Here is a 13,307-nt window from a genome sequence, read left to right on the forward strand (position 1 = left end):
CAGGTTTTCTTACTTCAGAATGTCCCGGTTCGGCTTTAACGCATTAGCGAATATACTATCATTCTGGAATCGTAAAAAACTCCGCAGCTGCAACAGCCGCGAAGCTCTCTCTTTCCGTATAAATCGCAGAAGTGCCGCGAAACGCGCAAAATCTTCACCCGGCCGACCGGGCCTCATGCACCCTGTACCTTTTTACAACTCAAGTCAACTTCGTTATCCCCGAGCAGCAAGAAGCAATTACCGCTGCAGTTCCCACCAGGTCAAATACGGGTAAGGGTCCACCGTTTTCCACGGCGAGACGTTGGTTTTATAGATTCCGAAATGCAGATGAGGGAGGAACTTTCCTTCGGTTCCTTCCGGACCGTATCCGGTGCTGCCGACGTAGCCGATCAGTTGGCCTTTCTTGACTGTGCCGCCTTTGCCTATCCCTTCGGCATAACCGGAGAGGTGCGCATAATAAAACGCGGTGGAATCGTCGGTCCGTACCGTCAGGCGCCAGCCGCCGTACTGGTTCCAGCCGTAATTGATAATCGTGCCGTCTGCGGCTGTGTAGACGGGCGTGCCTTTGTCTGCGAAAATATCGACGCCCTCATGCGGTCGGATTTCCTCGCCTGTCGGCGACCAGGTGCGCACCTCGGCATAATTGTTTACATACGGAGTGTACGTACCGGCCCTTAGCGGGAAATACCCGTTCAGATAGGCGGAGGGCGCAGCAGGAATACGGAGCTTGTCTCCGATATTCAGCATGTCCGGATTCGATATATGAGGATTGGCGCGAATGAGAGATAAGGTCGGCAATCCGTAGGCTGCGGCGATTTTCCAGAACGTGTCCCCCGTCCGGACGGTATACGCATTCGCATCATCCGGTACTTGAAGCGTTTGACCCGGGTACAGCATCTCTCCGGTTGAAGGGTTCAGACTCGTCAACTGCTGAACCGTGATGTTGTGAGCGGTTGCAACCTTCCACAGCGTATCGCCCGGCTGTACGGTGTGCGTGGCTGCCTGAACCGAGGAACCGAATAGCGATAGTCCCAGCACGATGCCGGATAATACGCCGATTTTGGATTTCATCTTGGCTGTTCAACTCCTTTTAGTGGGAGTTCAAAAAGTCCGGTTTCAGCACCGAGAAGCTGGGATGAAGCTAGGAAATGAGGAGCGTAGCGTAGTGAAAACTTTGGTGAGCACCGGAAGTTCCGGCTGAATTCCATATTCGATGTCGAGTAGGCTTCCTGATCGGCTTCGTGATCAAAAGTGGACTTTTTGAACATCCTCTATTAGACGGTATAGTACCATCTTAAAGGAAGCGGCAGCTCATTTTTAGTAGAAAGTATTGGCAGCAGGTCCTTGCGCCTCTATGGAGACGGTCGGCTCGAGGATCGTAAACGTATTGGCCGCCGTGTTCAAATTCGCCCGTGCGCCTAACGGAATCGCGGATTTGTACGTCCCGTGAGCCGTCGCCAGATTCGTCATCAGCGGTTTGCCGAGGGGGACGAGCACTTCCCGGATCAAGTCCTGGTAAGTGACCCCATAGGCGGCGGTACAATCGGTGCATTGTCCCATGACGATGCCGATGCAGTCGTCCAATTTCCCGGCCAGCTTCAGCCGGTTGAGCATCCGGTATACTTTATTGATCGGCTCGGCTGTTTCCTCCAGCACCAATATTTTGCCTAGCGTATCGAATTCATAGGGCGTACCGAGCGTGTCGGTAAAAGAAGTCAGATTGCCTCCGACGATCGGGCCTGTCACATTGCCGGGGACGAGGCTCGCGAGCGGCATGCCCGGCGGATTCCCGATGACTCTCGGGGACGTTATGGTGGAGGTGGCCGTGAAAAACTGATTGTAGTTATAAGCGGGCGTGCTCGTGCTGAAATTAATCAGCATCAAGCTCTGAAACCCGATCAGATTGGAGAATTGATATAAAGCGTTGGACAACACTGTAATATCGCTGTAACCGGATAAAATTTTCGGATGATCCGCGATCGCCCGAAAATCGAGATAAGGCAAAATTCCGGCGACGCCCACCCCGCCCCGGGTCGGCAAAATCATCCGCACCTTCGGGTCCAGAAACATCGCCATCAGATCGTCCGCTCTCTCGCGGTCCGTTCCGGCCAAGAAGCCGTCGGCGTCGTACACATGCCTGCCCATTGCAATTTGAAACCCGAGGCTTTGCAGCGTTTCGATTCTGCTGTCGATGACGCTTGCCGCGAGCGGACTTCCAAGCGTCACGATGCCGATCGTATCGCCCGCTCTCAAGATCGGCGGCCTGATTGCCATAACCCAGTCCCCCAGTATGTCGAACTCGCTATCATTTAATAAGCGTATGATCGACCGCCTGCAGACAGAACGTCGGGCCGCTCGGCAAAAATTACGCATCGGTTGGAACTTTGAGCGGATTGCGTTGTCTATATGGGTGAGGTGATTCCGGTTTGAGCCACGAAGATGTGCGGCATATGATCCAAAACGGCGATCCCGAGTCGCTAATCCAGGATTGGATGGAGACGTACGGGGACGACGTATGGAGGTACGCCTGTTTCATAACGAAGCGGCGGGATACGGCAGACGATATTACACAGGACGTGTTCTGGAAAGCGTACCGTCATCGATCCGCGTTCCGGGGAGAATGCTCGGTCAAAACTTGGCTGCTCGGCATTACACGCCGGACGGCGATTAATTATTTGCGCTCCGCGTTCGTCCGCAAGGTGACGCTGTCCGGATTGTTTTCTCCGCAAGGCACTTCCCGTTCCGCGGAGTCGGTTATGATGGACCGGCAGGCGGAGCGAAGTTTATGGGAAACGGTGCTCGGCCTGCCGGCGAAATACCGGGAGGTTCTGGTTCTGGATGCGCATTACGAGCTGTCCAACAACGAGATTGCGGAGCTGCTTGATTTGTCGGAAGGAACGGTAAAGTCCCGCCTGCATCGCGCAAGGGCGAAGGTGGAACGGAAGCGGAAGGAGGAGGAACCGCGATGACAGGCAACAACAGCGAGGAACGTCACGAAGGCAATCGGCAGAAGCAGAGGGGCATGGAGGAACGGGAGAAGGAACGGAGGCGGGCGGCAGAGACGCAGCCGGCTTGGTACGCGGGGCTGAAGCGGACGCCTTACTTCGGGGAAGGGCTGAACGCGCAGCAAAAGAAGCAGGTGCTCGGCCGGGTGCGGTTGGAACGGGAACGCGGGAACCTCCGGCGCCGCAATCCGCTGGCTCTGGCGGCAGCCGTAACGGTTGCCGGCGTGTTGCTGGCGCTCGTGCTAGTGCGCACGTTGGAATGGTCTCCGATCTTTACGGGGCACGATCGTACGATTCAAGGGGGAGTCGGCGGCAACCCGGAGAGAGGAGGAACGCCTCACGAAAATAATGGTAATAACAGGAAAACGAGAAACCTTTATACCGTAAATAACGTCAAAGTATTGGAGGTGTTTCCGGGTGGAGATTATGCCGCCGGAACGCCTGCCGGCAGCTGGTGGAACTTCTACACGCCGTTCGACCAGTTGAAGGATCGCATGATTCGCATCGAGGGGGTGAATCACGAAACTGGAACCCGAATAACGGAACTGGCGGAGATGAACGTATCGGAGGCGGGAAAGGCGTACGACGATTTTACCCGGATCTCCACGAGGTTTGCCCTGCCCGTATCGGGAGAATGGTCGTTCGTCGTATTTATGGACGGGGAGCCGTATGCCGATGTCGTGTTCGATGTGCCCGATGCTCCATGGCAGGTGAGTCCGATATTCCGAAGCGGTGCCTACGACCTGCACGGAGTGAAGGGAAGGCTGGGTTTTATTGACCCTGGTTTTAGGGCAGGCCAAGCGAACAAGTATATGTGGCACTTCTGGGGGGGCAAGAGCGAGCTGGAGGGCAAGCTTCGGATTGTTGCCGTACGCAAGGATTCGAACCGGGTCGTCGACGTATTCGAGGGGGAGTCTGCCGGTTCCCCGCTGAATGGAGCGGATGCCGCAGCGCCTACGATGATGTCGCTGCCGGAACCGGGCTTATGGCGGCTGATGGCGTTTATAGGAGACCGGCTGCACGGCAGTGTCGTCGTCGAGGTGAAGGCGGCAGCCGGCGGGAGCGGGGCGCCCTGATTTCCTTTCCGTACCCTTTTTGCAGTATAATGGTTCCCGAAGCGAATAGCTTCCTTAGGAATGGAAACTAGCAGGGGGAACCTATGGATGCGTTAACGGAAATTCTGCGGGGGGCAGCGGAAGCCGGTTCGTGGACACAAGCGGTGCTCAGCGGACCGAAGAAAGGGGCAGGGGTTCCGGCCGACAAAATAAAGATCAAGCCGGTGCTGCTCAAAGGCAAGCTTCACTACCAGTTTGCTCTTTATGTCGGAACGAAGGTGCTGCACGAGAACGTGGCGGCCGATCAGGCGGCCGGCCGGGCGGAGCAGCTGCTGCGCGCTCACTACAAGCAGGCGCTGCTGCAGACTAGCGAGGCGGACTATCATATTTTGCTAAACAAAAAGGGCGAAGCTGCCATCCTAAAGAAAAAGGCGACCAAGCCCGAAGCGGAGCTGTCGCATAACCGGAAGAAGCGTTACGTGCTGGAGGAAGGGACGCCGGTTCCTTTTCTCATCGAGCTCGGCGTCATGAACGCTGGGGGCAAAGTGTTCGCGGCGAAGTACGACAAGTTCCGGCAAATTAACCGGTTTCTCGAGATGATCGACGACGTGGCGGAGCATTTGCCGCAAGGCCGGACGGTGCGGATCGTCGATTTCGGCTGCGGTAAGTCGTATCTGACGTTCGCTTTGTATCACTACCTCGATGAAATCCGCAAACTGGATCTTCAAGTTGTCGGCCTCGATCTGAAGGAGGACGTCATCCGTCATTGCAGCGAGCTGGCTGCAAGGCTCGGCTATGACCGGCTCCGGTTCCTGGTCGGCGATATAAGCCGGTATGAAGGATTCGAAGAGGTCGACATGGTCGTGACGCTGCACGCGTGCGATACGGCTACCGACGCCGCCCTGGAGAAGGCGGTTCGTTGGGGAGCCCAAGTGATCCTGTCCGTCCCGTGCTGCCAGCACGAGCTGTTCAACCAAGTGCGGAGCGAGGCGCTGGCGCCGCTGCTGAAGCACGGCATCCTGAAGGAACGGTTCGCTTCGCTGGCTACCGATGCGGCACGGGCGCAGCTGCTCGAGCTGGTCGGTTACCGGACGCAGGTGCTGGAATTTATCGATATGGAGCATACGCCCAAAAATTTGCTCATCCGGGCCGTGAAGGAAGGCGACGCGGCAGGAACGCCTGATCCGGCGGGAGCGGCGGCTTATCGGGCTTATGCGCAGTCGCTCGGCATTTCTCCTTATTTGGAACGGGCGCTGTCGGATCTGCTCGGCCCGCAGTTTACGAATGAAACAGAGAGAGAACAATAGGAAAATAACGGGAGAGCCTAATGTGCGCCTGGATATTGGCTCGTTAGGAGGATATGGAGTGGAAACAAAACCAACGAACGGCACGGAGATGAAGAGACGGACTTGGACGTGGTCCAAATTGTTTCAGCCGCTGCTAATCGCAGCATGTTTATTTTTGTGGCTGGTGCTGACCCCGACGGGCCAGCTGGTTCAGGTGGTCGTCTGGTGGAAGACGCTAAGTCCGCAAGAGGTGAACATGTACTGCGCCGGCTTGTCCATTGCTGCGGCGCTGCTGCATCTGTTCATTTTCCGCAAATCGTCGCATTCGAACGGATAACCGCGGGAGTGCGGGGCGGCCGATTGAACAGCGGGATTTTGCAAGAGGGGAGGGGGGGCGGATGTCCGCTCCGGCTTTATTCGATCGTGTTCGGGCGATTGCGCTGCAATTGCCGGAGGTAGAGGAAGGGACCACCTACGGAACCGCTTCATTGCGCGTCCGGGGGAAGTTTTTCTCAAGAATTCGCGAGGACGGAGAGACGCTTGTTCTCAAAACGGACTTTGAAACGCAAGACTTCCTGCTTCAAGCTTACCCCGACATTTATTATATAACCGATCATTATAAAGGGTATCCGTACATTTTGGTGCGTCTGTCAGCAGTAGGTGCGGACGAGCTGCGGGAGCAGGTGGAACGGGCTTGGCGGCTGACCGCGCCCAAAAAGCTTGTAGCTCAGTACGATTAGGACCGGGGCCGGCCATAGGCGGCCGGCACGGCCCCAACCTTTTCGAATCGGAGAGGTATTCCGGAACAAACACACCTGAACCTGCACATCACCCTGTTCCGCCCGCTAAGACAAGCTTCTGAACGAAGCCTCTCTCCAAGACGAATGACCCTTAGACTCATTAACGAATCCCCCTCTGCAGCCACACGTGGTGACGGAGGGGGATTTGATTTGTGCTGGGGACGGATGAACCGAACCGCCGCCGAGTCATTTACGCGGCTTGTTCCGGCTTCCGGCTCCGAACAGCGTCTTGACTTCGGTAGCCTGCTCGTCGCTTACTTCTTTGCCGCCATATCGGACCTCCTCATACAAACGCAGCGCGGTTTCTTCGTCCGGGCGCAGCGGGCTGCGCCGGATGAGTTCGCGTCCGGTCTCGCGAGGGGTCCGCGCATCGTGATGCTTATACCCTCCGGCGATCCGGCCGAGGAGGAGACGCTTGAAAGCATGGCGCACCCGCTCGCGGTTGTCCGTCAGATCTTCCCAGCCGGGCTCCTTGCCGAACCAGCCGGTGAACCGGCGCTTCCATGCATCGGCGCGTTCACGCGCCCACTCCCTGCTGTCCAGAAGCGACTGCTTCTCGTCGACGTAGCCGGCGTCGGAGCTTTCCAGACGTTCCCCGTACCACCCCATAAACCGGTGAAGCCACCGCTTTCCGTGTTTGACGAGGAGATACAGAAGCCAGATGGCGGCCGCCAGCATGATCAGCGCCACGACGATGTACATCGCCTTCTGCAGGAAAAGGGCGAGAGCGGAAGGCTCGGATTCGCCGAACAACTGGCTGAGATCAAGCGGTTGCTGCGGCGGGTTCGACCGTTCGGCCTCTTCCGGGCGGAGCATATTAAGCAACTGAAGCAGAAGGGCGATAGCTCCGCCGAACAGCGCCGCCCCCGCCTGGGCGGCCGCCGCGGCGAGCGTCCGGAAAGACGCGAGAAGCAGGATCAGGGCGAACAATCCGAACAGCAGCGCACGGTTGCGCCATCTCGTCTCGCCTGCAATCGGTGCGCCTTCCCGGCTCTGGGATTCTTTGTCGAGCGTGGAACTGTTCGTCCGGTACAGCGTAAGAGCCAGCGCCACAATTCCGAAGCCCGTGATCCAGGGCGAGAACGGAGCGGTTTCGTCAAGACGCGGATAGACGAACGAAGCGATAAAATAACCGATCATTCCGATCCACCAGACGCCGGTGCTGAACGAGCGGTCCCAGCCGCGCAGCCGGTTCTGTCTGCCGCGAATCCAGGCAGCGGCGAAACTTAGGAAGCTGACGGCGATCATCAGCGGCGAACCGCCGATCTGCCAGGCGCATACGGCGGGAACCGCCACGGAGCCGATCCACGCCAGCAGCTGCCATACCGACCGAAGCATATAGTGAAAGGCATAGCCGAGCGCATACATAACGGAGATGACAGCCAGCCATTCCGGTACAGAGAGGGCGAAACGCGGCACGATCACGTATATGGCCGCGAATACCGGGAAATAAAGCAGCAGCTCGGCCAGCCCTTGGAGCCAGGCGAGAGTCAGGTTTTTCAGATGCCGCATCGCACTCAAGCCCCTTTCGTATGAGCCGGCTCCGAGGCCGGTGCCGCCGGCGCGGCCGCAGTGCTCCCGGGGGACGGACTGGAGCCGGCGGACGAATCTTGTCCGGCTTGCTGCGCGCTGCCGTTCTGCCGGGCAGGACCTTCCTCCAGCATCACGACTTGTACGGCGTTGCCGTTGTAGCGAAGACGTTCGAACTGCCGCTCCATGTTTTCGCTGATATACGAAGTGATTACGATAAAGTCCGTATTCGATGTGCCCTGAAGCAGGTCGTACTCGATAAATTCCGCGAAGCCTGTCGTTCGCTCGATAAGCAGCATGGCCATCGTCTCGTACAGACCGGTCAGGTGAGCGTCTCCTCCCGACGGAGGAATACGGACCGGTTCCTTGGGCTGATCGATTACGCAGCCGTTGCAGCCGAATCCGGTGTCGATGCCCCGGCCGATACACATCTCGGCGAGCGCGGCCGCATACGAGATCCCTTTCTCGATCCGTTCGGGCTCGGTAACCGCGCCCCACATCGTTTCGGTAATCTCGAAATTCAGATAGATCATGATCCGGTGGTCGGCTGTATAGTCGCGCTGATGTACCTGCAGACGGCCGGTGCGGGCCGTGGCGCTCCAATTGATCGTATTCATCGTGTCCCCGTACCGGTACTCGCGCACCCCGGCGATCCGGAACGGATCGTCGACGACCCAGCGCCGCACGGAAATATCGCCCTGCCAGCTGTGGGAAGGCAGCGGGATGTCTTTGAGCGGGATCGGCTCGGGATAGACGAGCAGCCGCGTTTCTTTATCGAAGTACAGCGTCTGGTACGAGACGAATACTCCGAGCAAATCTCCGCTGGTCATCGTCGCGGTTTGCAGGTCGTAGCAGCCGCGCTTCAGGCAGAGCACCTTATGTTTTCGCGTAATTCGCGTATAAGGCATAAGACTGAACAAGCTTTTATGGTTCTGAAACAGTTCCCCGCTGGAGATGTCCAGATTGGACTGGTTCTGGAAGCGGAGCCCTGCATGCATAAGCGATTCCAGCCGGAGCCAGGGCATCGGCATCGCCTTGCGGTTGGAGATGACCTCGATAAGCTGTACCTCGTCGCCTTGAAAACAGGCGGGGACGTCGAAGTACCGCTTGTAGCTGACATGGCGAAAGCCCCACCATTGGTACGCCTTGCCTTGCGCGAACACGATCAGGGCGGTTATGATCAGCAGCCAATGTACGCTCATGGCCGGACTACCCGTTGCGCGCCAGCGTCTCGGACGGAACCGGCGTGTCCCGCAGCAGCTGGTCGATGATTGCGTCAGCCGCATCTTCCTTTAACCGGATCGCGTGTCGCAGCAGCAGTCTGTGGGCCAGCACCGGCTTCGCCATCGCTTTAATATCGTCAGGCAGGACGTAGTCCCGGTCTTGCAGGATCGCGTGCACCTGCACCGCCTTCAGCAGCGACTGGCTGCCGCGGGGGCTGACGCCAAGGGCGATATCGGGGTGGCTGCGCGTCCGTTCGACGATGTGCATCATATAATCGAGCAGATCGTCGTGGACGGCGACCTGCGAATAAGCGAGCTGAGCGGCCGTCAGTTCGCGGGCGTCGGCAACGCTTTCGAGCGAGTCGAGCGGATTGTCCTGCTTGAACCGCTTCAAAATATCAACGCCCTGCTCCCGCGACGGATACCCCATGCGCACCTTCAGCAGAAACCGGTCGAGCTGGGCTTCCGGAAGCGGGAACGTCCCCTGGTTTTCGACCGGATTTTGTGTGGCGATTACCATGAACGGACGGTCCAGCGTGCGGGTCTCCCCGTCGATGCTCACCTGTCGCTCCTCCATACATTCGAGCAGGCTGGATTGAGTGCGCGGTGTAGCCCGGTTGATTTCATCGGCCAGCAAAATATTCGTAAATACCGGACCCGGCCGGAACTGGAACTCGCTTGCTTTCTGGTTATAGAAGTTAATGCCGCTAAGATCGGAAGGAAGCAGATCGGGCGTAAACTGAATGCGCTTGCAGGTGCAGTGCAGCGATTTGGCCATCGCTTTGGCCAGCAGCGTTTTGCCGGTTCCGGGGACATCTTCGAGCAGCACATGGCCGGAGGCGATCAAGGCGATTAGCAATTGGTCGACGACGTCTTCCTTGCCGACGATGACTTTGTTTATATTTTGTTTCACGTTTTGCGCCATACGGCGGATGTCGGTCAGTAGCATCTGAAGGGCACACTCCTTTATCTAGTCTACCTTCACCATACCATAATAGCGGGATAGAGCCTATGCGGATTATGGAGGAAATCCACAGGTACGATCAGGCCGCACGTTACATTGAGGAATCGAAGAGATGCATAACGGGGTAGCCGGGTTTATTTGCTCTTCTTTATTGAAGTATAATAGATAAAAAGCTAACTATAATATACTTTATACTTTGCAGCTTCCATTGCATGACTGAAGGGGAGAGAGAGCATGCCTATAGAATCTGAAGATCCGAAACAAGTGGTGCTGCAGGTAGGAGCGGTGCTGAAGAGACTTCGCAAAGAGAAGCAGCTCAGTCTTGATGATGTAGCGGCCTTATCGGGGGTGAGCAAGCTCACGCTGGGCAATATTGAGCGTGGTGAGACGAATCCGACCATCGGCATGTTGTGGAAAATATCAAAAAGCTTATCGGTCCCGCTTATGGCTTTATTCTCGGCAGAAAGCAGTGTAAATGTGTCGAGGGCCGGGAAGGGGTTAAGAATCGCCGGGGAAGAGAAGACGTGGGTGATCGAACCGATCTTCCATCATGCCGGCGATGAAATGGAAATGTGCCGAGCTTATCTCCAGCCGAACAGCTCCTACGATCCGGAAAAACATCACCCCCATACAACGGAGATCGTTACCGTCATGTCGGGAACGGTCACGATTCGTGTCGGTCAGGAGTCACACCTATTACATCAATACGATTCTATCCGTTTTTGCGCAGACACGACGCATTCTTATATCAATCAGTCCGATGAAGTCGTCGTCCTCCATATTTTGATGAAGTATGGGGGCTAGAATATGCAGCGTTCCAGCTCGAACCTGCGCTGCGACATGAAGTGTCCCTCTATCCCCGGCGGATAGGGGGTATTTCTTTTTGGGGAAATAATAAGGTTAGACAAGCTCTTTGTTTTATATTATAGTATACTATAAATTAATTAATATATATTATAATATATCATTTTATTTGAAAGATCAGGAGGATATTTTATGAGATCAGCAGATCATCGGCTAAAGGAGCCTCCGCATAATCAACAATCTTCAAACGCCCGTGTATCCGCAGCTTGGGTAATTGCGGCGGCGATCGTTTGTATTGCCGTCAATTTGCGGGCTCCCCTAACTTCAGTGGGGCCTTTAGTCGGTCTTATCAAAGACCATTTGCATATTTCGAATACATCGGCCGGTTTGATTACTACGGTGCCGCTGCTGGCTTTTGCGCTGTTTTCACCGTTTGTGCCGAGATTGGGACATAAAATCGGAGTGGAGCTCCTTATCTTTCTATCTATTCTGGGCTTAACGGCCGGTATTACGTTGCGTTCTTTGTCAGGAGTTGCCGCATTATTTATCGGGACGGCCTTGCTGGGACTGGCTATTTCCGTATGCAACGTCTTGCTGCCCAGCCTGATCAAGCGGGAGTTTCCCAAGCGAATCGGCCTTATGACGGGGATGTACTCCATCTCCATGAACTTATTCGGAGCGATCGCTTCCGGCATAAGCGTTCCGGTCGCAGTCGGACTGGGACTCGGATGGCAAGGGGCGCTGGGCGTATGGGGACTGCTGAGCATCGTGTCCCTTGTATGCTGGCTGCCTTATATGAGACGGCGCCGCCACGCGGGTTCGGCCGCTGTCTCGAATCAATCGGACGGCGGTGCCGTGAACGTATGGCGCTCCGCGCTGGCCTGGCAGGTCACGTTGTTTATGGGTTTGCAATCGACGCTTTTTTATGTGCTGATCGCATGGCTGCCCGAACTTTTGGTACAGCAAGGCGTAAGTGCAAGTCAATCGGGCTGGTATCTGTCCATTATGCAATTAGCGCTGCTTCCGTTCACATTTATAGTCCCGATCGTAGCCGGCCGCTTGTCCAGTCAACGTTCACTGGTCTTTATTATGTCGATTTTGCTGATTCTCGGCACGGGCGGGCTGCTTGCCGGAAATCCGGGTTGGATGGTGGTATGGATCGTCGTGCTCGGCATCGGGGGAGGTTTTGCCTTCGGTTTATCCATGATGTTTTTTGGACTGCGTACCCAAAATGCCCGTCAAGCTGCGGCTCTGTCCGGTATGGCTCAATCTGTCGGGTACTTGCTCGCCGCCGGCGGTCCGACCCTCTTCGGATTGTTGCACGACGTAACCAACGGCTGGAAGGTTCCGCTTGTAACTTTAGTCGGCATAGCGGTGTTGCTCGGGGGATTCGGGTTAGGCGCGGCGAGAGATCGGTATGTGGGTTCGGTCTGACTTGATGGAGAACCCCTCTTGCCGGATGTAACTACTACCTTAACGGAACGAACAAATTGAATCAGACGACGATAGGGGGATGCGGCACCAGAACAAAGCCCGGTCCCCTGGTTCCTGAGGGCCGGGCAAGCGCAAAATTGACGCATCATCCTTAGAGCGATAGGGTGCGAGGCTTAAACGTAATAGTGAAGAGGGTACGTCCGGTACCGGGCCGGCGCCATTTTCTCGGTCGTATAGAAGCCTGCGGGAGCCCTGAGCAGATCCGGAATGCGGTTCACGACCGTCGCACACGTTAATTCAACCGTAGCCGGCCGCGCGATCTTCAGCTCCGTATCCGGTTCGCCCTTGATCGTCCAGTCGTTGCGGTCCACTTCGCCTTCCGCATACACTTTGCCGATACATTCCGTTACGATAACCGGTCCCTGCTGCGTAACGGTCGTCACGATAGCCGTCATGCCCGTCGCATTGCCTGCGGGGATCGTCTTGCCCAGCGTCGACGAGTATAGATCCTTGTCGTGTGTCGTCGGTACCAGCTTCTGCTCGGTCGAGCGGATCGTCCAGCCGAACTGCGAACACAGCCATTCGTTGGCGTTCCACATAAACGAAGGGAGCGCGTCGTTGCGGGCGATCTGCTCATCAAATTCCGCAGCTGTCAAGCCCGCCCCATGGACTTGGGCGAGAGCAATGCCGTATTCCTCGACGTTGTAGCTGGATCTGCCTTCAATCCGGTCGATCCGGTGAGTGGCACCGGCAAGCGCGGTAATCAGATTGCCCCAGAATACGTCCTGGTAGCCCGATCCGGTCAACGTGCAGCCGTTTTGCTTGGCGAGGGCATCCAGACGGTTCGTAAGCGCCGGCGACGTCGTCCACGGATACAGCGCTTCTTCACAAGTGCTGATCGCATTTACGCCGTGTCTGGCAGCCAGCTCGTACGCGTTGTAGGTATCCGACATCAGGCTGGTCGTCGCTATAATGCAGACATGGGCGTCACATTCCTGGAATACGGCTTCTGCATCGGATCGGACGGGCACGTTCAGCCTCATCGGAAGTCCGGCGATTTCTCCGACGTCCTTGCCGGCCAGCTTCGGGTTGTTATCGATGGCGCCTACGATTTCAGCGCCTTTCTCGACCAGATACCGCAGGAAGTAAATCCCCATTTTGCCGCAGCCGTATTGAATGACTCTTACTTTCTCCAACATAGCGTTC

General features: G+C 56.5%; 13 protein-coding genes. 7 read left to right on the forward strand and 6 right to left on the reverse strand.

Annotation, left to right across the window (positions count from 1 at the left end; all coding sequences use genetic code 11):
* Positions 1-237: 237 nt before the first annotated feature.
* Together PV433_RS31365 and PV433_RS31370 are read right to left on the reverse strand one after the other, a co-directional pair.
* Positions 238-1,071, reverse strand: a complete 834-nt coding sequence (locus PV433_RS31365) for a M23 family metallopeptidase (protein ID WP_332075908.1) — start codon at positions 1,069-1,071, stop codon at positions 238-240.
* A 246-nt stretch (positions 1,072-1,317) separates the two neighbouring features.
* Complete coding sequence (locus tag PV433_RS31370; protein WP_332075909.1) at positions 1,318-2,274, reverse strand: S66 peptidase family protein; 957 nt, start codon at positions 2,272-2,274, stop codon at positions 1,318-1,320.
* 152 nt (positions 2,275-2,426) lie between these two features.
* On the opposite strand from PV433_RS31370, the gene PV433_RS31375 reads away from it, so the two are divergent.
* The 5 genes from PV433_RS31375 (at position 2,427) to PV433_RS31395 (ending at position 6,086) form a co-directional block, all read left to right on the forward strand.
* Positions 2,427-2,969, forward strand: a complete 543-nt coding sequence (locus PV433_RS31375) for an RNA polymerase sigma factor (RefSeq protein ID WP_332075910.1) — start codon at positions 2,427-2,429, stop codon at positions 2,967-2,969.
* A complete protein-coding gene (locus tag PV433_RS31380; RefSeq protein WP_332075911.1) occupies positions 2,966-4,081 on the forward strand; it encodes a DUF4871 domain-containing protein in 1,116 nt (371 codons plus the stop codon). The genes PV433_RS31375 and PV433_RS31380 overlap by 4 nt, the downstream gene beginning before the upstream one ends.
* Positions 4,082-4,164: 83 nt before the next feature.
* Positions 4,165-5,367 (forward strand): class I SAM-dependent methyltransferase, encoded by a 1,203-nt coding sequence (locus PV433_RS31385; protein ID WP_332075912.1) that lies wholly within the window; start codon positions 4,165-4,167, stop codon positions 5,365-5,367.
* 58 nt (positions 5,368-5,425) lie between these two features.
* Positions 5,426-5,683: a hypothetical protein gene (locus tag PV433_RS31390; RefSeq protein WP_332075913.1), complete on the forward strand. Its 258-nt coding sequence runs from the start codon at positions 5,426-5,428 to the stop codon at positions 5,681-5,683.
* Between the two features lie 61 nt (positions 5,684-5,744).
* Complete coding sequence (locus PV433_RS31395) at positions 5,745-6,086, forward strand: MmcQ/YjbR family DNA-binding protein (protein ID WP_332075914.1); 342 nt, start codon at positions 5,745-5,747, stop codon at positions 6,084-6,086.
* 246 nt (positions 6,087-6,332) lie between these two features.
* Here the strand turns inward: PV433_RS31395 and PV433_RS31400 are convergent, their stop codons facing one another.
* Genes PV433_RS31400 through PV433_RS31410 form a run of 3 tightly spaced genes read right to left on the reverse strand, consistent with a single transcriptional unit; the run spans position 6,333 to position 9,848 of the window.
* Positions 6,333-7,658, reverse strand: coding sequence for a DUF4129 domain-containing protein (locus PV433_RS31400; protein ID WP_332075915.1), 1,326 nt, complete (start codon positions 7,656-7,658; stop codon positions 6,333-6,335).
* A 5-nt stretch (positions 7,659-7,663) separates the two neighbouring features.
* A complete protein-coding gene (locus tag PV433_RS31405) occupies positions 7,664-8,878 on the reverse strand; it encodes a DUF58 domain-containing protein (RefSeq protein WP_332075916.1) in 1,215 nt (404 codons plus the stop codon).
* Positions 8,879-8,885: 7 nt separating this feature from the next.
* The gene (locus PV433_RS31410; RefSeq protein ID WP_332075917.1) at positions 8,886-9,848 is read right to left on the reverse strand and encodes an AAA family ATPase; all 963 of its coding nucleotides are present in this window, start codon (positions 9,846-9,848) and stop codon (positions 8,886-8,888) included.
* A 249-nt stretch (positions 9,849-10,097) separates the two neighbouring features.
* On the opposite strand from PV433_RS31410, the gene PV433_RS31415 reads away from it, so the two are divergent.
* Complete coding sequence (locus tag PV433_RS31415) at positions 10,098-10,667, forward strand: helix-turn-helix domain-containing protein (RefSeq protein ID WP_332075918.1); 570 nt, start codon at positions 10,098-10,100, stop codon at positions 10,665-10,667.
* A gap of 192 nt (positions 10,668-10,859) precedes the next feature.
* Complete coding sequence (locus PV433_RS31420; protein ID WP_332075919.1) at positions 10,860-12,101, forward strand: CynX/NimT family MFS transporter; 1,242 nt, start codon at positions 10,860-10,862, stop codon at positions 12,099-12,101.
* Positions 12,102-12,274: 173 nt separating this feature from the next.
* Here PV433_RS31420 and PV433_RS31425 read toward each other — a convergent pair whose 3' ends face one another.
* A complete protein-coding gene (locus tag PV433_RS31425; RefSeq protein WP_332075920.1) occupies positions 12,275-13,300 on the reverse strand; it encodes an NAD(P)H-dependent amine dehydrogenase family protein in 1,026 nt (341 codons plus the stop codon).
* Between the last annotated feature and the right edge of the window lie 7 nt (positions 13,301-13,307).

The sequence above is a fragment of the Paenibacillus sp. GYB004 genome (assembly GCF_036577605.1).
Lineage (GTDB): Bacteria > Bacillota > Bacilli > Paenibacillales > NBRC-103111 > Paenibacillus_AB > Paenibacillus_AB oceani.